This window comes from Nonomuraea sp. NPDC048826 (genome assembly GCF_043198225.1).
Classification (GTDB): Bacteria; Actinomycetota; Actinomycetes; order Streptosporangiales; family Streptosporangiaceae; genus Nonomuraea.
In genome coordinates this window covers 271,623-293,190 of record NZ_JBICUQ010000003.1, presented here as the reverse complement: position 1 = coordinate 293,190, position 21,568 = coordinate 271,623, and the positions used below count along the sequence as shown (strand labels likewise).

At 72.6% G+C, this 21,568-nt stretch carries 19 protein-coding genes; 14 read left to right on the top strand and 5 right to left on the bottom strand.

Annotated elements, in window-relative coordinates; genetic code table 11:
- Positions 1-1,020, bottom strand: coding sequence for a heat-inducible transcriptional repressor HrcA (gene hrcA / locus ACGFI7_RS11890; RefSeq protein ID WP_393402544.1), 1,020 nt, complete (start codon positions 1,018-1,020; stop codon positions 1-3).
- A 617-nt stretch (positions 1,021-1,637) separates the two neighbouring features.
- Here hrcA and ACGFI7_RS11885 point away from each other — a divergent pair.
- Genes ACGFI7_RS11885 through ACGFI7_RS11875 form a run of 3 tightly spaced genes read left to right on the top strand, consistent with a single transcriptional unit; the run spans position 1,638 to position 3,652 of the window.
- Positions 1,638-2,198 carry a hypothetical protein gene (locus ACGFI7_RS11885; RefSeq protein ID WP_393402541.1) on the top strand — a complete coding sequence of 187 codons (561 nt, stop codon included), beginning with the start codon at positions 1,638-1,640 and terminating at the stop codon, positions 2,196-2,198.
- A gap of 18 nt (positions 2,199-2,216) precedes the next feature.
- Positions 2,217-3,026, top strand: coding sequence for a DUF3097 domain-containing protein (locus ACGFI7_RS11880; RefSeq protein WP_393402538.1), 810 nt, complete (start codon positions 2,217-2,219; stop codon positions 3,024-3,026).
- Entirely contained in the window at positions 3,023-3,652 is a 630-nt protein-coding gene (locus tag ACGFI7_RS11875) for a DUF4870 domain-containing protein (RefSeq protein ID WP_393402535.1), read from the top strand. The genes ACGFI7_RS11880 and ACGFI7_RS11875 overlap by 4 nt, the downstream gene beginning before the upstream one ends.
- Here the strand turns inward: ACGFI7_RS11875 and hemW are convergent.
- The gene (hemW, locus tag ACGFI7_RS11870; protein ID WP_393402533.1) at positions 3,645-4,865 is read right to left on the bottom strand and encodes a radical SAM family heme chaperone HemW; all 1,221 of its coding nucleotides are present in this window, start codon (positions 4,863-4,865) and stop codon (positions 3,645-3,647) included. The genes ACGFI7_RS11875 and hemW overlap by 8 nt on opposite strands.
- Before the next feature lie 100 nt (positions 4,866-4,965).
- Between hemW and ACGFI7_RS11865 the strand changes: the two genes are divergently transcribed.
- Complete coding sequence (locus tag ACGFI7_RS11865) at positions 4,966-6,216, top strand: glycoside hydrolase family 18 protein (RefSeq protein WP_393402530.1); 1,251 nt, start codon at positions 4,966-4,968, stop codon at positions 6,214-6,216.
- 55 nt (positions 6,217-6,271) lie between these two features.
- On the opposite strand, the gene ACGFI7_RS11860 is transcribed toward ACGFI7_RS11865, so the two are convergent.
- A complete protein-coding gene (locus tag ACGFI7_RS11860; protein WP_393402527.1) occupies positions 6,272-6,817 on the bottom strand; it encodes an MOSC domain-containing protein in 546 nt (181 codons plus the stop codon).
- A 185-nt stretch (positions 6,818-7,002) separates the two neighbouring features.
- Complete coding sequence (locus ACGFI7_RS11855) at positions 7,003-7,272, bottom strand: hypothetical protein (RefSeq protein WP_393402524.1); 270 nt, start codon at positions 7,270-7,272, stop codon at positions 7,003-7,005.
- Between the two features lie 113 nt (positions 7,273-7,385).
- Here ACGFI7_RS11855 and ACGFI7_RS11850 point away from each other — a divergent pair, with 113 nt between their 5' ends.
- Genes ACGFI7_RS11850 through ACGFI7_RS11835 form a run of 4 tightly spaced genes read left to right on the top strand, consistent with a single transcriptional unit; the run spans position 7,386 to position 10,435 of the window.
- Positions 7,386-7,682 (top strand): hypothetical protein, encoded by a 297-nt coding sequence (locus ACGFI7_RS11850; protein ID WP_393402521.1) that lies wholly within the window; start codon positions 7,386-7,388, stop codon positions 7,680-7,682.
- A complete protein-coding gene (locus tag ACGFI7_RS11845; protein WP_393402519.1) occupies positions 7,679-8,095 on the top strand; it encodes an acyl-CoA thioesterase in 417 nt (138 codons plus the stop codon). The genes ACGFI7_RS11850 and ACGFI7_RS11845 overlap by 4 nt, the downstream gene beginning before the upstream one ends.
- A 58-nt stretch (positions 8,096-8,153) precedes the next feature.
- Positions 8,154-8,780: a heme ABC exporter ATP-binding protein CcmA gene (gene ccmA, locus ACGFI7_RS11840; protein WP_393402516.1), complete on the top strand. Its 627-nt coding sequence runs from the start codon at positions 8,154-8,156 to the stop codon at positions 8,778-8,780.
- A gap of 26 nt (positions 8,781-8,806) precedes the next feature.
- Positions 8,807-10,435 (top strand): DUF6297 family protein, encoded by a 1,629-nt coding sequence (locus ACGFI7_RS11835; protein WP_393402514.1) that lies wholly within the window; start codon positions 8,807-8,809, stop codon positions 10,433-10,435.
- 46 nt (positions 10,436-10,481) lie between these two features.
- Here the strand turns inward: ACGFI7_RS11835 and lepA are convergent, their stop codons facing one another.
- The gene (gene lepA, locus ACGFI7_RS11830; protein ID WP_393402511.1) at positions 10,482-12,311 is read right to left on the bottom strand and encodes a translation elongation factor 4; all 1,830 of its coding nucleotides are present in this window, start codon (positions 12,309-12,311) and stop codon (positions 10,482-10,484) included.
- Between the two features lie 58 nt (positions 12,312-12,369).
- Between lepA and ACGFI7_RS11825 the strand changes: the two genes are divergently transcribed.
- The 6 genes from ACGFI7_RS11825 to ACGFI7_RS11800 all read left to right on the top strand — a co-directional run bounded on the left by ACGFI7_RS11825 (position 12,370) and on the right by ACGFI7_RS11800 (position 21,247).
- Complete coding sequence (locus tag ACGFI7_RS11825) at positions 12,370-13,356, top strand: hypothetical protein (RefSeq protein ID WP_393402509.1); 987 nt, start codon at positions 12,370-12,372, stop codon at positions 13,354-13,356.
- A gap of 122 nt (positions 13,357-13,478) precedes the next feature.
- Positions 13,479-13,751 carry a 30S ribosomal protein S20 gene (gene rpsT / locus ACGFI7_RS11820; protein ID WP_393402506.1) on the top strand — a complete coding sequence of 91 codons (273 nt, stop codon included), beginning with the start codon at positions 13,479-13,481 and terminating at the stop codon, positions 13,749-13,751.
- Between the two features lie 207 nt (positions 13,752-13,958).
- On the top strand, positions 13,959-17,048 hold the full coding sequence (locus ACGFI7_RS11815) for an ABC transporter permease (protein WP_393402503.1): 3,090 nt from the start codon (positions 13,959-13,961) through the stop codon (positions 17,046-17,048).
- Complete coding sequence (locus tag ACGFI7_RS11810; protein ID WP_393402500.1) at positions 17,045-19,636, top strand: FtsX-like permease family protein; 2,592 nt, start codon at positions 17,045-17,047, stop codon at positions 19,634-19,636. Before ACGFI7_RS11815 ends, ACGFI7_RS11810 begins: the two co-directional genes overlap by 4 nt.
- Positions 19,633-20,559, top strand: coding sequence for an ABC transporter ATP-binding protein (locus ACGFI7_RS11805; RefSeq protein ID WP_393402497.1), 927 nt, complete (start codon positions 19,633-19,635; stop codon positions 20,557-20,559). The genes ACGFI7_RS11810 and ACGFI7_RS11805 overlap by 4 nt, the downstream gene beginning before the upstream one ends.
- Positions 20,549-21,247, top strand: coding sequence for an ABC transporter ATP-binding protein (locus ACGFI7_RS11800; protein ID WP_393402495.1), 699 nt, complete (start codon positions 20,549-20,551; stop codon positions 21,245-21,247). The genes ACGFI7_RS11805 and ACGFI7_RS11800 overlap by 11 nt, the downstream gene beginning before the upstream one ends.
- Positions 21,248-21,568 lie beyond the last annotated feature (321 nt).

The window sequence follows — 21,568 nt, the reverse complement described above, 5'->3', positions numbered from 1 at the left end:
TTAAGATGCAGCCAGAATCTGGCTGACGTAGCGTGCCACCGCGCGCACGGCGCCCATCGTCACGGGGTAGTCCATCCTGGTGGGGCCCAGCACGCCGAGCCGGGCCAGTTGGTTGTCGCCTTGACCGTATCCCGTCGCGACGATGGACGTGCCCCGCAAACCTGTGTAGGCGTTCTCCGATCCGATGCGCACGGTGAGGGCGGAAGGTGTGTCTGAGGAAGTCTCGCCGAGCAGGCGCATGAGCACCACCTGCTCTTCCAGTGCTTCGAGCACGTCGCGCAGGCCGATGCTGAAGTCGGCGCCGGCGAGGTTGGCCGCCCCGGCGAACACGATCTTCTCGTCGTGCCGTTCGACCAGCGTCTCCAGCAGGACGGACAGGATCGTGGCCATCGCCGGCCGCTCCTCGATCGGCAGCCGCTGGGGCAGGTCGGCGACCAGCTCGGGCACGCTGCTCAGGCCGCAGCCGTCGAGGCAGTCGTTGAGCACCCCGCGCATGTGGGCGATGCGGTGCTCTTCGACGACCTCGGGCAGCTCGACCACGCGCTGCTCGACGCGGCCCATGTTGGTGATCAGCACCAGCATGACCCGGCGGTCGTGGAGCGGCACCAGCTCGACGTGGCGCACGGTCGAGCGGTTGAGCGTCGGATACTGCACGACGGCGACCTGGCGGGTGAGCTGCGCGAGCAGCCGCACCGTGCGCATGACCACGTCGTCGAGATCGACCGCCCCGGCGAGGAACGTCTCGATGGCCCGGCGTTCGGCCGCCGACAGCGGCTTGACCTGGGAGAGCCTGTCGACGAACAGGCGGTAGCCCTTGTCCGTCGGCACGCGCCCCGCGCTGGTGTGGGGCTGGGTGATGTAGCCCTGCTCCTCCAGCGCGGCCATGTCGTTTCTGACGGTCGCCGGTGAGACCTTCAGATTGTGACGCTCGGCGAGCGCCTTGGAGCCCACTGGTTCGTTGGTTGACACGTAGTCTTCGACAATGGCGCGGAGCACCGCGAGTTTACGATCGTCGAGCACGTGCGCACCTCCTACCGCGACTTTCAGGGAAACGCCAGGCCTAGCACTCTGTGTTCCCGAGTGCCAAGTGTACGGCCCTCGTTCACGGGGTGCGATAACACCGTTGTCCTCGTTGCTGCTGGCGTGCGTCAAGGACAAGCCTCACACTTGCCGACATGACCGACAAATCGCCCCAGCCGCCCGTTGATCCACCCTCCGGTCAGGGTTCTCCTTTCGGCCAGCCGCCCCCTCCCGAGGGTGAGCCTTCCCCGTACGCCCCGCCACACCCCCAATCCGGCCCGAATCCGTACGGACCGACACCCGAATCCAGCCCGTACAGACCCCAGCCTCAGTCGGGCCCCTACGGACCGCAACCGCAGTCGAACCCGTACGGCCCGCAGGCCGGTCCCTACGGAGCCCCGCCCCAAGCGGGCCAGTACGGAGCCCAGCCGCAGTCCGGCCCCTACGCTCCCCCGCCGCAGTCCGGTCCGTTCGGAGCCCAGCCGGGCCCCTACGGACCGCAGCCCGGGTCCGGGCCCTACGGCGGCGACCCGTACGGGCAGCCGCAGCAGTTCGGCCAACCCCCCTTCGGCCAGCCGCCGTTCGGGCAGCCGCCGTTCGGGCAGCCCGGGGCGCGGGTGGACGGCAAGGAGCTGCGCCCGCGCCTGTGGTGGATCGCCGCCGCGTGGGGCGTCGCGCTCGCGTGCGTCGTGGCGGGCGTGACGCTGTTCGCCACCGGCTTGCCGGACACCGTCGAGGACCTGGTCCCGTCCAAGACGTTCGCCCCCGGTGAGACGGTCACGGTCGCGCTGGACCCCGCCGACAGGCCGGCCGTCTACATCGCCACCGAGGGCCGGGCCACGTTCGAGTGCGAGATCTCCGGCGGCCCCGGCCAGGCGCGGCTGGTCAACTCGCCGGCCAGCCAGACGATCAGGCTGGGTTCCCGTACGTGGGAGCAGATCCTGCTGGTCAACGCGCCCGCCGCGGGTGACTACCAGCTCACCTGCGCCGTCCAGGAGCAGGGCGACATCCAGTTCGGCGTGGGCAAGGACCTGCTCGCGGCCGCCGGGGGCGTCCTGGGCGGGGTGGCGGCGCTAGTGCTCATCCCCGGCGCGGGCGTGCTCGTCGCGATCATCGTGACGGTGGTCGTCCTGGTACGGCGGCGCAGCCATCGCAAGCGCCTCGCGGCCGTCGGGTGATTTGCTACGGTCCCCGGTGTGTACGACGGTGATGTTCTCGCGGGAAACTGGCGGCGTCCGGGCAAGGGGAAGATCCCCCAGGTGCCCGCAGAGCCCGACCTCGTCGTGGAAGACGCCGAGAGCGGGTTCTGCGGCGCGGTGGTGGCCTGCGACAAGGAGGCGGTGACGCTGGAAGACCGCTTCGGCAAGCGGCGGCTGTTCCCGCTGGCGCCGGCCGCCTTCCTGCTGGAGGGTCAGGTCGTGACGCTGGTGCGGCCGCCTGCCGAGGCGCCGCGAGGGCCCGCGCGCAGCGCGTCCGGGTCGATCGCCGTCCAGGGCCTGCGGGCCAGGGTCGCCCGGGAGAGCCGCATCTACGTCGAGGGCGTCCACGACGCCGCGCTGGTGGAGAAGATCTGGGGCCACGACCTGCGGGTCGAGGGCGTGGTCGTGGAGTACCTGGAGGGCGTCGACGACCTGCCCGCCATCGTCGAGGAGTTCGGTCCTGAGCCGGGGCGCAGACTGGGAGTGCTGGTCGACCATCTCGTCCCCGGCTCCAAGGAGAGCCGCATCGCGGCCCGGGTGACCTCGCCTGACGTGCTCGTGGTGGGTCACCCGTACGTCGACATCTGGCAGGCGGTCAAGCCGTCCAAGCTCGGCATCCGGGCGTGGCCCGAAGTGCCGCGCGGGGTGCCGTGGAAGGAGGGCGTCATCGCCGCCCTGGGCTGGCGGATGGAGCCGGCCGACGCGTGGCGCCGCATTCTGGGCGCCGTCTCGACCTACGCCGACCTGGAGCCGGAGTTGCTCGGCCGGGTCGAGGAACTGATCGACTTCGTTACGGAGACACCATGAGCCAGGATCCGCACCAGCAGCCGCCCGACGACGACGCGACCCGCCGCCCTCCCTCCGGCGAGCCCCAGCAGGGCTACGGCCCCCAGCCGGGGTACGGTCAGCAGCCCGGCTCGCAGCCCGGGTACGGGTACGGTCAGCAGCCCGGGTCCCAGCCGGGATACGGCTACGGTCAGCAGCCCGGGTCCCAGCCGGGATACGGCTACGGGCAGCAGCCGCAGCCGCCCTCCGGTTACCAGCCGCCCCCGTACGGCTACCCCGCTCCCCACCAGCAGCGCCCGCACGTCCCCGGTGTGTACGGCCCGCGCCCCGGCACCGACGACACCACCATGGCCATGCTCGCCCACCTGCTGGGCCTGCTGGTCTCCTGGGTCGGCCCGCTGATCATCTACCTGATGAAGAAGGACGAGTCCCCGTACGTCAGGGACCAGTCGGCCGAGGCGCTGAACTTCCAGATCACCATGTTCATCGGCTACATGATCGCCGGCATCCTGACGATCCTGGTGATCGGTTTCCTGCTGCTGCCGATCGTGTGGGTCGTGGCGTTGATCTTCCAGATCCAGGCGGCCATCGCGGCGCAGCGGGGCGAGAACTACCGCTACCCGGTCAACATCCGTCTGGTCACGTGAGCAGGTCGCGGACCAGCGCGTCGGCCAGCAGCCGGCCGCGCAGCGTGAGCACCATGCGCCCCGCCTTGAACGCCTCCGGCTCCAGCAACCCGTCGGCGAGCGCCGCCGCGACCTTCGGCCGCGCTCGCGGCGCCACGCCGGCCAGCGGATAGCCGGAGTCGAGGCGCAGCTCCAGCATGAGCCGCTCGGTGTCGCGGTCCTCGTCGGTGAGCTCCTCGCGAGCGTGCGCGGGAGACCGGCCGCCGGCCAGGCGCTGGGCGTACGCGGCGGGATGCTTGACGTTCCACCAGCGGGTGCCGCCGACGTGGCTGTGGGCGCCAGGACCGACGGCCCACCAGTCGCCGCCAGTCCAGTAGAGCAAGTTGTGACGGCAGCGGGCGGCGTCGGTGGTGGCCCAGTTGGACACTTCGTACCAGCCGAACCCGGCCTCGCCGAGCATCTCGTCGGCGATGAGGTAGCGGTCGGCGGCCACGTCGTCGTCGGGCATCGGCAGCTCGCCGCGGCGGATCCGGGCGGCCAGGCGGGTGCCGTCCTCGACGATGAGGGAGTAGGCCGAGACGTGGTCGGGCTCGGCCTCGACGGCGGCGGCCAGCGATGCGCGCCAGTCGTCGTCGGTCTCGCCGGGGGTGCTGTAGATCAGGTCGAGGTTGACGTGCGCGAACCCGGCCTTCCTGGCCTCCAGCACGGCCTGCCCGGCGCGGCCGGGGGTGTGCTGACGGTCGAGCACCCGCAGCACGTGCTCGCGGGCGCTCTGCATGCCGAAGCTGACCCGGGTGAAGCCGCGCTCGCGCAGCTCTTCGAGATAGCGCGGGTCGACGGACTCGGGATTGGCCTCGGTCGTCACCTCGGCGCCGGGCGCGAGGCCGAACTCGGCGTCGACGGCCGCCAGGATCCTGCCCAGATCGCGGGCGGGCAGCAGGGTCGGCGTGCCGCCGCCGAAGAACACCGTCTCGACGGGCAGCTCGGCGTCGCCGAGCACCTGCCGCGCGAGCCGCACCTCCGCGATCGCCGTGTCGGCGTAGTCGCGGTGTGAGGCGCCCGGCCCCAGCTCGGCGGCGGTGTAGGTGTTGAAGTCGCAGTAGCCGCAGCGCGTCACGCAGAACGGCACGTGCACGTAGAAGCCGAACGGCCGCTCGCCCAGGCCGCGCAGCGCGCTCTCGGGCAGCTCGCCGGAGGCGGGCGCGGGATCTCCGTCAGGCAGCGTGGATGGCACCTCTCCAGTCTGCCCGTTCCCATTGACTGCCCGATCCAGGAGATCTACGATCCGGGGCAACTTATAGGAAAGTTTCCTATAAGTCAGGAGGCGCACCCCTGTGAAGAAGAGCTTTCTCCTCGCCCTCTCCGTCTTGCTGACCCTGACCGCGACCGCCCTGCCCGCCGAGGCCCGGGGCGACCGTTTCAAGCGGGTCGCGTACTTCATCCAATGGGGCGTCTACGGGCGCGACTACCACGTCAAGGACGTCCACACCAGCGGCGCCGCCGCGAAGATCACCCACCTCAACTACGCCTTCGGCTTCGTCGACGCCCAGGGCGTCTGCTACTCCCCCGACCCGTGGGCCGACTGGCAGCGGCCGGTGCCCGCCGAGCAGAGCGTGGACGGCGTCGCCGACGAGCCCGGCCAGGCCCTGAACGGCAACCTCAACCAGATCCGCAAGCTCAAGGCCAAGCACCCCCGGCTCAAGGCGCTGATCTCGCTGGGCGGCTGGACCGGCTCCAAGCACTTCTCCGACGCGGTCCTCACCCCCGAGTCCCGCGCCGCGCTGGCGAGCTCCTGCATCGACCTGTGGCTGCGCGGCAACCTGCCCGGCCTGGAGCCCGGCGCGGCCGCGGGCGTGTTCGACGGCATCGACCTCGACTGGGAGTGGCCCGGCTCGTCCGGCGCCGAGGGCAACGTCATCCGGCCCGAGGACAAGCGGAACTTCACCCTGTTCCTGGAGGAGCTCCGCGCCCAGCTCGACGCGTACTCCAGGGACGCCGAACTGACCGCCTTCCTCCCTGCCGCCGCGGCCAAGATCGACGCGGGGTTCGAGGTGCGGCGGGTGTTCGACCTGCTCGACTTCGCCACCGTCCAGGGCTACGACCTGCGCGGCACGTGGGAGTCGCGGACCGGGCACCAGGCCAACCTGCTCACCGACCGGCGCGACCCCAACGAGGTCCGCTACAGCGTCGACCAGACGGTCCGCGACTACATGCGGCGCGGCGCCCCGGCCCGCAAGCTCGTGATCGGCGTGCCCGCGTACGGACAGGGCTGGACCGGCGTCACCGGCGGCGGCAAGGGCCTCTACCAGCCCGCCACCGGGCCCGCCCCGGGCAAGTGGGCGGCCGGCGTCGAGGACTACAAGGACCTCGTGACCAAGCCCGGCAGGCGCCACCGCGACCTGACCACCGGCACGCTCTGGTTGTACGACGGAAACGAGTTCTGGTCGTACGACGACCCGGCCGTGATGCTGCAGAAGGCCGCGTACATCCGGCTCAAGGGGCTGGGCGGCGCCATGATGTGGTCCATCGACCAGGACGACTCCCGCGCCTCCCTCACCACGGCGCTGTATCAAGTCCTGAAGTGACGCTGAGGTCTCGCGTGGGCCCCCGCGCCCACGCGAGACCTCAGGCAGCCGGGCGCTACGAGGGCACGCCGAGAACGCGCTCGGCGACCCGGTCCCACCGCTCGTCGTGGCCCGGGACGGCGAGGAGGCGGCGGAGGAACTCCTCGTCACCGTGGTAGGCCAGGAAGGACTCGGCCACCGTCACGCTCTCCACCGGCCGGTGGACCACCTCCACCTCGTCTCCCACGCCCAGCATCCCCGTCTCCAGCACCCTGAAGTAGGCCCCGGGACGGCGGGCCGCGGTGAAGCGCTTGACCCAGGCGGGCTCGTCCAGCCAGTTGCGGAAGACCACGCACGGCACCCGGGGACCGGTCACCTCCAGGAGCGTGCTGCCGACGCGCCACCGCTCTCCGACCAGCGCGCCGTTGACGTCCAGCCCCGAGGTGGTGAGGTTCTCGCCGAACCGGCCGTCACGCAGCTCGCGGCCCAGCTCCCGCTCCCACCAGTCGTAGTCCTCCCTGGCGTAGGCGTAGACCGCCTGACCCGGGGAGCCATGGTTGGGCTTGTCGGCCCGCTCGTCACCGGCCAGCCCGTTGACCCGGACCGCCACACGGTGGTCCACCGGCCGCTTGTCGATGGCCGTCCGCTTCAGCTTTCCGGCCCAGTCAGCCTCAAGAACTTGCCCGACATTTACCGATATAAGACGCATACGGCGACGGTACCGGTGTCCCCTCGTCCAGAGCGATGGCTTATCGCGCCAGTTCACTGACCTTCTCCGCCGCTCGGCCGGAGGCCGCCGGTGAACGCTCAAGCCGCGTCGTCGGCCAGGTCTAACAGGGTCTCCAGAGCGGCTTGGCGTGCCTCCTCGACGGACGACCCCCGCTCGCCGAAACACTCGGCCGCCACGTCGAGCAGCGCCGTCACCACCGCCGCGTCGGGATAGGGCACGTCGACCACCACCTTGCCGTCGTCGTCGAGCACCGCGGGCCTCAGGTGGAGCCGGAGCAGCCGCCGCGTCTCCTCCGCCACGGCGACCCCCAGCACAGCGGCACGCTCCATGCGCTCGGCAGTCATCATCTCACCCTCCAGTCGCACTGGTGTTCGGAATCGAAGCTAGCCGACCCCACCGACAGAAACCGGCACTGCTATCATCGACAAGCAATCGCTACCGATCGATGAGCGTGGAGAGCATGGACACTCAGAAGCTGCAGTCCGGGCTCCGCCTGATCGCACGCGGCCTGGAAGAGGTCGCGGCGGCCCTCGGCGAGCAGGAGACGGCGGGCGAGGACGAGCGGACGGCCCGGGTGATCCAGGAGTGGGGCCGCCGCGGGCTCACCCAGAAGGAGGCCTCGGAGTTGTTCCAGCGCCACGGGTTCGCCCCGCAGACCACCGGCGGCTGGGCGCGCGGCGACTGGGTCGAGATCGGCGACGACGGGCTGCGCTACCTCACCGTCAAGTCCCACCGCTGGCTGGAGGAACGGTCATGACGTTCTCCGTCCGCATCGCCGTACGCGGCTATGAGATCGACTTCCAGGGCCACCTCAACAACGTCGTCTACCACCAGTACGGCGACCACGCCCGCTGGGAGCTGCTGCGCGCGGCCGGCATCGGGGCGGACGACCTGCGCCGGAGCGGCGTCGGCCCGGTCACGCTGGAGAACACCATCCGCTACCTCAAGGAGCTGCGAGCGGGTGACGAGGTGGACGTGACGTGCGCGTTCGAGTGGGGCGAGGGCAGGACGTTCCGGGTCCGGCAGGAGTTCCGGCGCCTCGACGGCGAGCTGACCGCCGAGCTGACGGGCGTCGGCGGGCTGCTCGACCTGCGGGCGCGGCGGCTGGTCGACGACCCGAAGGCGCGCTGGCGGGAGCTGGCCGCGACGCCTGAGCTGCTGGGCCTCTGACGTCCGCGCCATCGGTCCACGTCGTCGGACCCGCGCGATCCTGGCTAGGCTCGATGATGTGGCAGACAAGATCATCCAGGTGCGCGGCGTCACGGTCGAGCTCGAAGGCACCCCTGTCCTCCACGATCTGAGCCTGACGGTCGGGCGCGGCGAGGTGGTGGCCGTCGTCGGCCCCAACGGCTCGGGCAAGTCGACGCTGCTGCGCTGCCTGGCCGGGCTGCTGCCCGTGGCCGCCGGCTCGGTCGAGGTGTTCGGCGGGCCACCGGTCGACGGGCCCGCCTTCTGGCGCCGGGTGGCGTGGGCGGCCGACGAACCCGCTTGGTACCCCGGGCTCACCGCGCGCGAGCACCTGGAGCTGATGCGGGCCGTCCACGGCGAGCCGCGGCTCGAGGTCGAGGCCGCGCTGGAGATGTTCGGGCTGGCGGAGCGGGCGGACGCGCCGCCGCTCAACCTGTCCACCGGGCAGCGTCAGCGCCTCACCTTGGCCGCCGCCCTGCTCAGGCCCAGCGAGCTCCTCCTGCTCGACGAGCCCGAGCGCGGTCTCGACGCCGCCTTCCGCGAGCGGCTCGGCACCCTGCTGACCGGCTACGCCGCCGAGGGCGGCGCCGTCGTGGCGGCCACCCACGACGACGCCCTCGCCACCGGCGCCCGCCAGGTCTTCCCCGGCAACCAGCTCACCGCCTGACCGGCCCGTACGACCCCGAGGACCCCATGACCGACGCCACCGACGCCACCGACGCCCGCCTGGCCCGCGCGTTCGTCCGCGCGTGGCAGCGCCGGCCGGTCAGTCTGCTCGACCGGTACGTCTCCGTCTTCATGCTGGCCATGGCCGTGGCCGTCTTCGGCAACCCGGTGACGACGGCCGTGGCCGGGCTCGCCGGTCAGGTGGACGCCGCTCGGACGGGGCCGGGGGCGGCGCTGGTGTTGCTGGCGCTGGCCGGGTTCCTGGCGACGGGACGGGTCGCGGGCCCCGTCGTGCTGCCGGCCGCCGACGCGTCCTGGCTGCTGCTGTCACGCGTCGGGCGGCGGGGGCTCCTCGGGCGGCCGGTCAGGATTCTCGCGGTGGTCACGCTGGCGGCCGGGGCGCTGCTCGGGCTCGGGCTGCTGACCGCGCTGGGCGCGCCCGACCAGCTCGTCTGGCGGCTGCTCGGCGCGGTGGTGCTGGGAATGTCGGCGAGCGCGGGCGGGATGGCGCTGGCGGTGCTCGGCCAGGGGTCGCAGACGTGGCAGACCTGGTCGACGGTCGCGCTGGTGGCGCTGCTCGTGGTGGCCGTGGCGGCGGCCTCGGGGGCGGCGCGCGGGCCGCTCGCCGCCGTCGCCGCCGCACCGGCGCAGGCAGTGGGAGCCGCCGCGGCGGGCGCGCTGCTGGCCGCCGCCTTGCTCGTACGTCGTGCGTGGACGGCGCTCGACCGGATACCCGCCGCCACCCTGATGACGGCGGCCACCCGGGCCCGACACCTGACCACGGCGGCGGTGCAGCTCGACCCCGGCGCGCTCACCTGGGCGGCCGAGGACGACCACTGGCGGGCCAGGCGGCTGCGTTCCCGGCGCTGGCCGGCGCTGCCCGCGCCGCTCGCGCTGGCCTGGCAGGACTGGCGCCGGGTGGCCCGCCGCCCGGGACGCCTGGCGCTCATGGCCGCGGCCACAGCCCTCCCCGCCCTCCTCGCCGCCGCCCTCGGCACCACCGGCGCCGAGCCGCCCGCTGGAGCGCCGCACTCAGCAGTGGGCGAGCCCGTGTCAGCAGGCGCGCTGGGCTCGGCGGGCGGGCCCAGGGAGGCGACGGGCTCGGCCGCCGGGCTCGCGGACGCGATGGGGTTGGCGGGCGGGCTCGGGCCGGCCGGGTTGCTGCTGGCCGGGGCGTTGGCCGTGGCGGCGAGCGCGGTGGCCGGGGCGCGGCGGGACGCCGGGAATCCGGCGCTGGCCCGGCTGGCCGCCGTGGGCCCGCGCGCCGCCCTGCCGGCCCGCGCCCTGCTGCCCGCGCTGCTGGCGGGTGCCTGGACGGCCGCCGCGCTCGGCTGGCTGGCGGCGGCCGGGGCGCTGGACGGCCCGTGGTGGGCGCTCGGCCCGCTGGCCGCCCCCGCACTGGCCGCGGGCGCGCTCCGGATGGCCCGCAGACCGCCCGCGGACCACTCGCTGCCGCTGCTCGACACCCCCATGGGCGTCGTTCCCATGGGCCCGGTGCTCTGGGCGGCCACCGGCCCCGACCTCGCCCTGCTCGGCTGTCTGCCCGCGCTGAGCGCGCTGGTGACGCAGCCCGCGGACCTCTCCGGGCACCTGGCCGCGCAGGCGGTCACCGGCCTGGCCGTGCTCGCCGTCTACACGTACCGGCAGAAGAAGTAGGGCCTCCTTCTTCGCGGTCTACCCGTACCGGCAGAAAGGTAGGAGCCTACTTCTTGGCCTTGTCGGAACCGGAATCGGTCGACAGCGCGGCCACGAACGCCTCCTGCGGCACCTCGACCCGGCCGACCATCTTCATCCGCTTCTTGCCTTCCTTCTGCTTCTCCAGCAGCTTGCGCTTACGGGAGATGTCGCCGCCGTAGCACTTGGCCAGGACGTCCTTGCGGATGGCGCGGATGTTCTCGCGGGCGATGACGCGGGCCCCGATCGCGGCCTGGATCGGCACCTCGAACTGCTGCCTGGGGATCAGCTCACGCAGCTTCTTGGCCATCTCGGTGCCGTACGTGTAGGCCTTGTCGCGGTGCACGATGGCGCTGAAGGCGTCGACCGGCTCGCCCTGCAGCAGGATGTCGACCTTGACCAGGTCGGCCTCCTGCTCGCCGGCCGGCTCGTAGTCGAGCGAGGCGTAGCCGCGGGTGCGCGACTTGAGCTGGTCGAAGAAGTCGAAGATGATCTCGCCGAGCGGCAGCGTGTAGCGGATCTCGACGCGGTCCTCCGACAGGTAGTCCATGCCGAGGAGCTGGCCGCGCCGCCCCTGGCAGATCTCCATGATCGCGCCGATGAACTCGGACGGGGCCAGGATCGTCGACTTGGTCACCGGCTCGAAGACCTGCGCGACCTTGCCCCCGGTGGGGAACTCCGACGGGTTGGTGACGGTCAGCTCGGTGCCGTCTTCCATGACCACGCGGTAGACGACGTTGGGCGCGGTGGAGATCAGCGACAGCCCGAACTCGCGCTCCAGCCGCTCGCGCACGATCTCCATGTGGAGCAGGCCGAGGAACCCGACGCGGAAGCCGAACCCGAGCGCCGCCGACGTCTCCGGCTCGTAGACCAGCGCGGCGTCGTTGAGCTGCAGCTTGTCGAGGGCCTCGCGCAGCTCGGGATACTCGTCGCCGTCGATCGGGTAGAGGCCGGAGAACACCATCGGCTTGGGGTGCTCGTAGCCGGCGAGCATCTCCTGGGCGGACTTGGCGGCGGAGGTGACGGTGTCGCCGACGCGCGACTGGCGGACGTCCTTGACCCCGGTGATCAGGTAGCCCACCTCGCCGACGCCGAGGCCCAGATCGGCCACGCGCGGTTCGGGCGAGATGACGCCGATCTCCAGCGTCTCGTGGGTGGCGGCGGTCGACATCATGAGGATGCGCTCGCGCTTGCCCAGGTGGCCGTCGAACACGCGCACGTAGGTGACCACGCCGCGGTAGGTGTCGTAGACCGAGTCGAAGATGAGCGCGCGGGCGGCCGCGTCGGCCGCGCCGGTCGGCGCCGGCACCTCCTGGACCACGTGGTCGAGCAGCTCGCGCACGCCCTCGCCGGTCTTGCCCGACACCCGCAGCACGTCGGACGGGTCGCAGCCGATCAGGCCGGCCAGCTCCTCGGCGAACTTCTCCGGCTGCGCCGCGGGCAGGTCGATCTTGTTGAGCACCGGGATGATGTGGAGGTCGGCGTTCATGGCCAGGTAGAGGTTGGCCAGCGTCTGCGCCTCGATGCCCTGGGCGGCGTCGACGAGCAGGATCGCGCCCTCGCACGCCTGCAGCGACCGCGACACCTCGTAGGTGAAGTCGACGTGGCCAGGCGTGTCGATCATGTTGAGCACGTGGCCGTCCCACGGCAGCCGGACCGCCTGCGACTTGATCGTGATGCCGCGTTCGCGCTCGATATCCATCCTGTCGAGATATTGAGCGCGCATGGAGCGGTCGTCGACCACGCCCGTGATCTGCAGCATCCGGTCGGCAAGCGTGGACTTGCCATGGTCGATATGCGCGATGATGCAGAAGTTGCGGATCAACGCGGGGTCTGTCTGGCCAGGCTGAGTGCGCACCGAAGTCCGTTCCGACAGGTTTGAGGTCAAGCGTCTTTCATGGTGACATGCCCGGGTGATGTCCCGAACCGTCATCCGCCGCGGCCTGCGCCTGATCGCGCTCGCCTTGGTCGTCGTGGTCGCGCTGATCGGCGTCCTAGCCGCCGCGTTCCGGCTCCAGTTTACCGGGGCTCCGGCGGGCTGGGCGATGAGCACCGGCAACGACGCCCTGTGGCTCGGTCACATGTGGGTCGACGGCCGCCGCGACGAGCAGGACGTGCGTGTCCTCGCCGAGCGCCTGCGGACCACCGGCGTCAAGGATCTGTACGTGCACTCCGGCCCCTTCGCGTTCGACGGGCGTCTCGACCCGGCCAAGCACGCCGAGGCGCCGCGGTTCGTGCAGTGGGTCAAACGGCACCTGCCCGGCGTGCGCGTCTCCGCCTGGCTGGGGCAGTCGGTCAAGAACGGCCTCGACCTGGACGACCCGGCCGCCCGGCGGAACGTCCTCGACGGCGTCGCGTCGGTGATGAAGGCCGGGTTCGACGGGGTGCACTACAACTTCGAGCCGCTGGGCGACGGCGACACGGACTTCCTCGTCCTGCTGCAGGAGACGAGGCGGCACGCGTCGCTGGTGTCCACGTCGGTGCCGCAGATCGAGCCGTACCCGTTGATGCGGACCCCCACGCGGGCCGTGATGGGCCACGACAAGTACTGGTCGCGCGGCTACTTCCAGGAGGTCGTGTCCCGGGTCGACCAGGTCGCGATCATGACGTACGACTCGGGGATGCCGCTGGAGTCGCTCTACGGCGGTTACGTGAGACGGCAGGCGGAGCTCGCGCTGGACCTGGTGCCCGAGTCGAAGACGCTGCTCATCGGCGCGCCCGCCTACCACGACCACGGCATCCCGTGGGGCGACGCGGCGGAGAGCGTCGCCGCGGCGGGGCAGGGCGCCAAGCTGGCGCTGTCGGCGCACGGCGCGCGCGAACGGTTCGGGCTGGCGCTGTACGTCGACTTCGCGGCCACGGAGGAAGACTGGCGGGAGTACGAGGACAATTGGTTATCCTGAAACCGGGCGTTGATTTGAGCGGCTGCCTGAGTTATTGGTAGCCTGACTAACTGCGTGTGGCGCGCCCTCTCTCGAGCCCGCGCGCTTCATCCACCACCTTCAGACTTCACCGAGGCTTCTTCGTGGCGAACATCAAGTCCCAGATCAAGCGCAACAAGCAGAACGAGAAGGCTCGCCTGCGCAACAAGGCGGTCAAGTCGTCTCTCAAGACCGCTGTCCGCAAGTTCCGCGAGGCCGCCGAGCAGGGCAACGTCGAGCAGGCCGTGGCGCTGCAGCAGGCGGCCGCCCGTCAGCTCGACAAGGCCGCGAGCAAGGGCGTCATCCACAAGAACCAGGCCGCCAACCGCAAGTCGGCGATCGCCAAGCAGGCCGCCGCGCTGGCTGCGAGCAAGTAGCTCCTGGTTCGGCTCCGGAAACGCCGCACCTCCTCACGGAGTGCGGCGTTTTCTGCTGTCCGCGTCCGGGCCTAGCCGCAATGTCACAGTTTCGATATCACGTGCACGTCGCCCCGCCGTATCTTCTCCGTCACCGTTGAGATCACGCCCTTGCTCTCGGCGGCGCGCTGCCGAATCCTCCTGGGGAACGAACTTTGGGGGGATCGGATGCGGGGGCCGTTGGTGGTCAAGCGCGCGTTCAGCGAGCCTCTCCTCCTGCTCGCCGCGTTCGGCTCGATCCTGCTGGCCACCACCACGCTCGTCGCGCTGACCATGTACGCCTCCTCCATCGCCGAGGCGGGCGTGCGCCGGACGATGGAGACCGCGCCGCTGCGTCAGGTGGCGCTGACCGTGACCGCCCCGGTGACGGACGAGACGTTCCCCCGGCTGGACGCCGCCGTCCGCGGCCAGGTGGCCGAGGCGCTCGGCGGCACGCCCGCCGCCTTCTCGACGAGCTTCCACTCCGACTCGTACACGATGCCGGGCCAGGAGCGCCGCGAGCGGCCCGAGCTGCTCAGGTTCGGCGCCTATGACGGCCTCGACGGGCACGCCCGGCTGGTCTCCGGCGCCTGGCCGGGCCCCGGGCGGGACGGCGTGGTCGAGGCGGCGATCCCGCTGCCGGCGGCGTCGGCGTCCGGGCTGGAGCAGGGCCGGGAGATCACCGTGCGCAGCCGCCTGGACGACGATCGGCACGTCAGGGTCCGCATCACCGGCGTCTTCCAGCTCGACGACCCGTACGGCGACCGCTGGGCGGGCGAACAGCTGCTCAGCCGCGGCATCGAGAACGGCGAGTTCACCACGTACGGGCCGCTGATGGTGCCGCGTGAGACGTTCCTCGCCCGCTTCGCCACGAACGTCAGCACGACCTGGACCGCCGTCCCCGACCTGCGCGCGCTCACCCCGGAGCGGCTGCGACCGCTGGCGGCCGACGTGGCCGGGCTGGCCGACTCGCTCAAGGAGAACGGCTGCCCGAACTGCACGGCCGGCACCCGCCTGCCCGGGATGCTGACCCAGCTCGACACCGCCTCGCTGGTGGCCCGCTCCACGATGCTGATCCCGGTGCTGCAGCTGCTGCTGCTCGCCGCGTACGCGCTCATGCTGACCGCCCGGCTGCTCGCCGACCACCGGCGGATGGAGGTGGCGCTGCTGCGTTCGCGCGGCGCCGGCACGGTGCGGCTGGCCGCGCTGGCGGGCGGCGAGGCGCTGCTGGTGGCGGTGCCGTGCGCGGTGGCGGCGCCGTTCCTCGGGCCGCCGCTGCTGGCCGGGGTGCACGCCCTGCCGTGGATCCAGGCCGCCGGGGTGCGTCTGGCGCCGTCGGTGGACGCGGGCACGTTCCTGATCTCGTTCGGCGTGGCCCTGGCGGCGGCCGTGCTGCTGACGCTGCCGGCCATGGCGGGCGCGCGCCGTACCTACGTCGAGGAGCAGGCCGCGCGCGGGCGCGGCGCGGGACGCGGCCTGATCGAGCGGGCGGGCGCGGACGTGGCGCTGCTCGCGGTGGCGGCGCTGGCGATCTGGCAGCTCCAGCACTACGGCGCCCCCGTCACCGGCACCGCCGGCGGCGGGCTGGGCATCGACCCGCTCATCGTCTCCGGGCCCGCGCTGGCGCTGCTCACCGGCGGCATGCTCGGCCTGCGGCTGGTGCCGCGCGTGTCCCGCCTGGCGGAGCGCGTCACAGCCGGTCGGCCGGGGCTCGCGCCCGCGCTCGGCGCCTGGCAGGTGAGCCGCCGCCCGCTCCGCTACGCGGGCCCCGCCCTGCTGCTCACGATGGCGATCGCGATCGGCATCATGTCCATGGCCACCGCCGCGACCTGGCGTGGCTCCCAGCTCGACCAGGCTCGCCACCAGGCGGGCGCCGACCTGCGGCTGTCCGGCGCGCCGGACTCGCCCGAGCTGGGGTCGTCCGGGCGCGGCAGCGCGTTCACCGCGCTGCCCGGCGTGACCGCCGCCTCACCCGCCTTCCGCGGCCAGGTCGAGGTGGGCGGCGAGAGCGCCGTCCTGCTCTCCCTCGACGCCGCCGAGCTGGCGGCGCTCTTCCCGCTCCGTCCCGACCTGTCCGAACAGCCCGTCGCCGGCATGAGCCGCGCGCTGGTAGCCGGACGGCCCGCGGACGGGGCTCTCGAACTGCCCGGCCGGCCCGCCGCGCTCGCCGTCGAGGCGCGCCTGGACCGCAGCCTGCCCCTGCGCGTGCGCGTCTCCGACTCTCTCGGCGTGTGGCGTGACCTGCCGCTGACCGCCGCCGGGGACGGACGGCTGAGCGCGGACCTCAAGGTGCTGGCCGGGCGCAGCGGTGAGATCGCCTACCCGCTGTCGGTGCGCGGCTTCGCCGCCGCCCCGCCGGAGCAGGGCGCGGCGAGCGTCACCCTGTCCGGCCTGAGCGCCGACGGCCGGCCGGTCGGCGCGCCCGAGGTGCGGATGGAGGTGACGAGCGAGGGGCCGGCCGTGGCCGCCTTCGCGCCGCTCCCCCAGCCGCGCCCGCTGCCGGTCGTGCTCACCGCCGACCTCGCCGCCGCGAACAAGCTGACGGCGGGCGCGACCGGCCGCATCAACCTGGACCGCCGGGTCATCGACGTCACCGTGGCAGGGATCGTCGAACGGATGCCCACCACCGAACCCGACCAGCCGGCCCTCCTCACCGACTGGGCGACCTTGCAGGCGCACGGCCTGGCCACCGGGCAGCAGCCCAGGCCCGCAACCGAGTGGTGGCTGGCCGTCGAGGACGGCGACACCGGGCCGGCCGCGCGGGAGCTGCGCGGCCACCCCGAATGGGACGTCACCGTGGTCGACCGGAGCGAGCTGGCCACCGGGCTGCGCGACGACCCGCTGGCCAGCGGGCTGCAGGGCGCGCTCATCCTCGGCTTCCTGGCCGCGCTGGTGTTCGCCGCGCTCGGCTTCCTGGTGAACGCGGCCGTGGCCGCCCGCGAGCGGATCTCCGAGTTCACGATCCTGCGCGCGCTCGGGGTCAGCTCCCGGCAGGTGTTCGGGCTGCTGGCGGTCGAGCAGGCGTTCGTCATCGTGCTCTCGCTGGTGGCCGGCACCGCGCTGGCCACGGTGGTGGGCCATCTGGTGGTGCCGCACATCGTGCTGACCGGGCAGGCGTCCGCCGTCACGCCGGAGGTGCTGCTCGACATCCCGTGGGGCGCGACCGCCGCGCTGCTGGCCGGGGTGGCGGCCGTGCTGTTCGCGATCGTGGGCGGTCTGGCGCGCAACCTGCGCCGCCGGGGGCTCGGCCGGGCGCTGCGCATCGGGGAGGACCAGTGAGGGTGCTGCGGCTGGCCGGGGCGCACCGGGGCACGGTGGCCGTCCTGGCGCTGCTCGCGCTGAGCGCGTGCGTGCTCGTCGCGGGGCTGCCGCGTACGCTGCAGGCCGCGTACGACGGGGCGCTGCGCGCGTCGCTGGCCGCCGCGCCCGACTACCAGCGGGACGTGACCACCTCGCTGACCTCGTACGGGGGCGAGGGCGACCTGCGCGAGCGGGCCCAGCTCACCTCGTACGGCGAGCGGTTCACGGAGCTGGTGCCGCAGCCGCTGAAGGGCCTGCTCGGCGGCGCCGGGCACGCCAGCGCCCAGACGTACATCACGCCCGTCCACGGCTCGGGCGGGAGCAGGTACGTCAACCTCGGCTGGCTGTCCGACAGCGAGCGGCGGGTGGAGTGGGTCGAGGGCCGGGCTCCCGCGAGCGTGTCCACCACGCGGTTCGAGGGGCAGCGGCTGACGCTGTACGAGGTGGGCGTGTCGGCCGAGGCAAGCGAGCTGATGGGGCTCGAGATCGGCGACGAGCGGATCATCGGTCAGGGCTACCTCGCCGCCGTGCGGGTGGTGGGCGTCTTCCGCGCCCGCGACGCCGGCGACGGCTACTGGTCGCACCACGGCGAGATCCTGCACGTCACCCGGGTGCGGCCGCCGGGCAGGCTCGACGAGGAGTTCCACACCACCGCGCTGGTCGGCGACGCCGCGCTGGCCGAGATCAGCGGTGCCGACCGCAACCTGTCCTACCGCTGGGTCCTGCCGGTCGATCCGGACCGGCCCGGCGCGGGCCAGGTGGACGAGCTGAGCGAGGCTCTGGCCGAGTACGAGAGGGTGCTGAAGGTCCAGCCCGGCCTGCTGTCCGGCACCGTGGTCTCCACCGGGCTGCCCGGCCTGCTCGGCAGTTTCCGCGCCGCGCTGACCACCGCCCAGACCGTGATGTTCCTGGTGCTCGGCGGGCTGCTGGTGGTGGCGCTCGGGGTGATCCTGCTCGCCGTGCGGCTCCTGACCGACCGGCTGGACCAGGCGCTGTCGCTGATGCGCGCCCGCGGCGGGTCGCTGGGGCAGCTCATGGGGACCGGCGCGGGGCTGGTCGCGGCCGTGGTGGGTCCGGCCGCCATCCTCGGGTACGCGCTCTCGTACCTCTTCCCTGGACCGGTGCTGCCGCTCGTGCACGCCGGGCCCGCGGCCGTGGCGGTGGCCGCGGTGGGGTTCGCCGCCGCCCGGATCGCCGTCACCCACCGGACGCCGCTGCACGAGCGGCGCGACGACGTGACGGCCGCCCGGCCGTCGGCCCGCCGCGTCACGCTGGAACTGCTCGTCGTCGGCCTCGCCCTGGCGGGCGCCTACCTGCTGCGCACCCGGGGCACCGCCACCGCCGGGCTAGACCCGTTCCTGCTGCTGGTACCGCTCGCCCTCACGGTCGCCGCCGCGCTGATCACCATGCGCTGCTACCCGTACCCGCTGCGCCTGCTGGTACGGGCCGCGGGCAGGTCCCGGCCGGCCGTGGCCTTCCTCGGGCTGACCCGGGCGGCCAGGGCGGGCTCGGCCAGCATGTTGCCGGTGCTCATCCTGCTGCCCGCGCTGGGCGTGTCGGTGTTCGCGTCGGTGATCGCCGGCAGCGTTGCGGACACGCAGGGGCTCGCCGCTTGGCAGGCCGTCGGCGCGCCCATCAAGATCACAGCGGATCGGGAGCTCACCGCCGAGGAGGTCGAGCGGGTGCGGCAGGTGCCCGGCGTGACGCGGACGGTGCCCGCGCAGGTCGCCGAGGTGCAGGTCGGCCACACGGCCGAGCGGGCCCGGGTGATCGCCGTCGACCTGGCCGCGTGGCGGGAGCTGATGGCGGGCGCGCCGGTCACCCTGCCCGCGCCGCCGCCCACGGCCGGCCCGGGGCTTCCGGCGCTGGTGTCGCACGAGATGCGCGGGCGCGGCACGTTCGAGGTCGGCTGGCACTCACGGCTTGCGATCACCACCGCGGCCGTGGTGCCCTCCGTGCCGGGGTTCTTCACCGAGGGCAAGTTCATCGTGCTGCCGTACGACGTGGGCCAGCGGCCGGTCGTGAACACGCTGCTCCTGTCCGGCTCGGCGGACCGGGCCGCGCTGGAGCGGGCCGTGCCGGACGCCCGGGTGGAGACGCGGGCCGCGACGCTCGCCGCCATCCAGGACGACCCGATGACGAGCACGGTCAGCAGCACGCTGCTCGTGGTGACAGCCGCGCTCGGCGGCTACGCGCTGGTCGCGGTCCTCATCACGCTGGTCATCGGAGCCGCCGACCGGGCCCGGGCACTGTCGCTGCTGCGCACCCTGGGCCTGCCCGACCGGCAGGCGCGGCGGCTCACCGTGCTGGAGATCCTGCCGATGGTCCTGGTCACCGCGCTGGCCGGTCTCGGCCTCGGGCTGGGCCTGCCCGTCGCGCTCGGCCCCGGCATCGACCTGTCCGCCTACGCCGGCGGGCTGGCCGTCGGCGGCTACGATCTCAACCTGACCACCCCGGCCGCGCTGGCCGCCGGGCTCGCCGCCGTAGCCGTGCTCGGTGCGTACGCGCACGCCGCCATCAGCCGCCGGCGCGATCCGAGCGCCGTCCTGAGAGTGGGGGATCTGTGACGAACCCGACGTTGTCCGAGCTGGAGGCGGAGGCCGGCCGCGAGCGGGCCGCCTTCGGCGGCGACGCGCACATCGTGTGCGACAACCTCGTCCGCATCTACAAGACCGAAGGCGTCGAGGTGGTCGCCCTGCAGGGCCTCGACCTGCTCGTACAGAAAGGCGAACTGCTCGCCATCGTCGGCGCGTCCGGGTCCGGCAAGTCGACGCTGCTGAACGTGCTGTCCGGGCTGGACGTCCCCACCGCCGGCGTGGCCCGGGTGGGCGGCATGGACCTGCTCGCGATGACGGCCAAGGACCGGCTCCGCTACCGGCGCGAGGTGGTCGGGTTCATCTGGCAGCAGACCGCGCGCAACCTGCTGCCGTACCTGTCGGCGCGGGAGAACGTCGAGCTGCCGATGAAACTGGCCGGCAAGGCGCGCCGCGGCCGGGCCGCCGAACTGCTGGACCTTCTCGGCGTCGGCTACTGCGCCGACCGCAAGACGCCCCAGATGTCCGGCGGCGAACAGCAGCGGGTCGCCATCGCGGTCGCCCTGGCCAACGCGCCCCAGCTCATCCTCGCCGACGAACCCACCGGCGAACTCGACAGCGAGACCTCTGAGCAGGTCTTCGAGGCCCTGCGCACCGCCAACAGGGAGCTCGGCGTCACCGTGGTCGTGGTGACCCACGACCCGCTCGTGTCCGAGCAGGTCGACCGTACGATCGGCATCCGCGACGGGCGCACCAGCAGCGAGACGCTGCGCCGCGAGGGCGCCGAAGGGCAGATCGTCGCCGAGGAGTACGCCGTCCTCGACCGGGTCGGCCGGCTGCAACTGCCGCGCGACTTCATGAACGCCCTCGACATGGAACGCCGTGTCCGCCTGGAGCTGGAGACCGACCACATCGGAGTGTGGCCGGCACGGGAGGAGCCCGCCGATGAGCAGTGAACCGTTGGTCGTCGTCGAAGGGCTGCGCAAGGTCTACCGCACCGGGCCCGAAGAGGTCGTGGCACTGCGGGAGGTGTCCTTCGAGGCCCACCCCGGCGAGCTGATCGCCATCCGCGGACGGTCGGGATCCGGCAAGACGACGCTGCTCAACCAGGTGGGCGGGCTCGACCGGCCCGACGCCGGACGGGTGGTGGTCGCCGGCCAGGAGGTCACCGCACTGCGCGAGGACGCGCTCCTGGCGATGCGCCGGGACGTGATCGGGTTCGTGTTCCAGTCGTTCGGGCTCATCCCGGTGCTGTCGGCGGCCGAGAACGTCGGCGTCCCCATGCGCCTCACCCGCACGCCGGTGGAGGAACGGGAGAAGCGCGTGCGCACCCTCCTCGCCCTCGTCGGGCTGGACAAACACGCCAACCAGCGCCCGTACGAGCTCTCAGGCGGTCAACGGCAACGGGTCGCCATCGCCCGGTCCCTGGCCAACCGCCCCCGCCTGCTCGTAGCCGACGAACCCACCGGCCAGCTCGACTCCCAGACCGGACGGCAGATCATGGAACTGCTGCGCGCCCTGGTCCGCAGCGAAGGCGTCACCGCCCTCGTCGCCACCCACGACCCTGGCATCATCACCCTGGCGGACCGCGTCCTGGAGATCAGCGACGGCACCCTCACCGAAGCGACCCTCCAACACTCCTGACCACGGAAGCTCCGCGTTGCGCAGAAGGCGCCCACCCGGAGGCGCCTTCGCCTGGAGAAACCATCCCGTCTCCGGCAGCTCCCGGCGCAGAGAAGCCTTCTCCCCCGACCGCGCCTTACACAGAAGCCGCTCCACCCGGCCGCGCCTTCACCCGGAGAAACCATCCCACCTCCGGCAGCTCCTTGCTCAGGGAGGCTGCCCCAATTTGGCGGCTCCCGTTTGAGGTCGTTTCACCGTCAGCCTCCCACTAGGGAGAAGCCGCTTCACCTCGCGGCGCTTCGCGCCAGGCGTCCTGCCACCGTAAAGGAATCCGTCACCGCG

What these genes read in the sequence shown, in the direction of transcription:
- ACGFI7_RS11875 (WP_393402535.1), top strand. Translation starts at nt 3,023, where the DNA reads ATGAGCCAGGATCCGCACCAGCAGCCGCCCGACGACGACGCGACCCGC.
- ACGFI7_RS11855 (WP_393402524.1), bottom strand. Translation starts at nt 7,272, where the DNA reads ATGATGACTGCCGAGCGCATGGAGCGTGCCGCTGTGCTGGGGGTCGCC.
- ACGFI7_RS11850 (WP_393402521.1), top strand. Translation starts at nt 7,386, where the DNA reads ATGGACACTCAGAAGCTGCAGTCCGGGCTCCGCCTGATCGCACGCGGC.
- ACGFI7_RS11845 (WP_393402519.1), top strand. Translation starts at nt 7,679, where the DNA reads ATGACGTTCTCCGTCCGCATCGCCGTACGCGGCTATGAGATCGACTTC.
- ACGFI7_RS11835 (WP_393402514.1), top strand. Translation starts at nt 8,807, where the DNA reads ATGACCGACGCCACCGACGCCACCGACGCCCGCCTGGCCCGCGCGTTC.
- ACGFI7_RS11825 (WP_393402509.1), top strand. Translation starts at nt 12,370, where the DNA reads ATGTCCCGAACCGTCATCCGCCGCGGCCTGCGCCTGATCGCGCTCGCC.
- ACGFI7_RS11815 (WP_393402503.1), top strand. Translation starts at nt 13,959, where the DNA reads ATGCGGGGGCCGTTGGTGGTCAAGCGCGCGTTCAGCGAGCCTCTCCTC.
- ACGFI7_RS11800 (WP_393402495.1), top strand. Translation starts at nt 20,549, where the DNA reads ATGAGCAGTGAACCGTTGGTCGTCGTCGAAGGGCTGCGCAAGGTCTAC.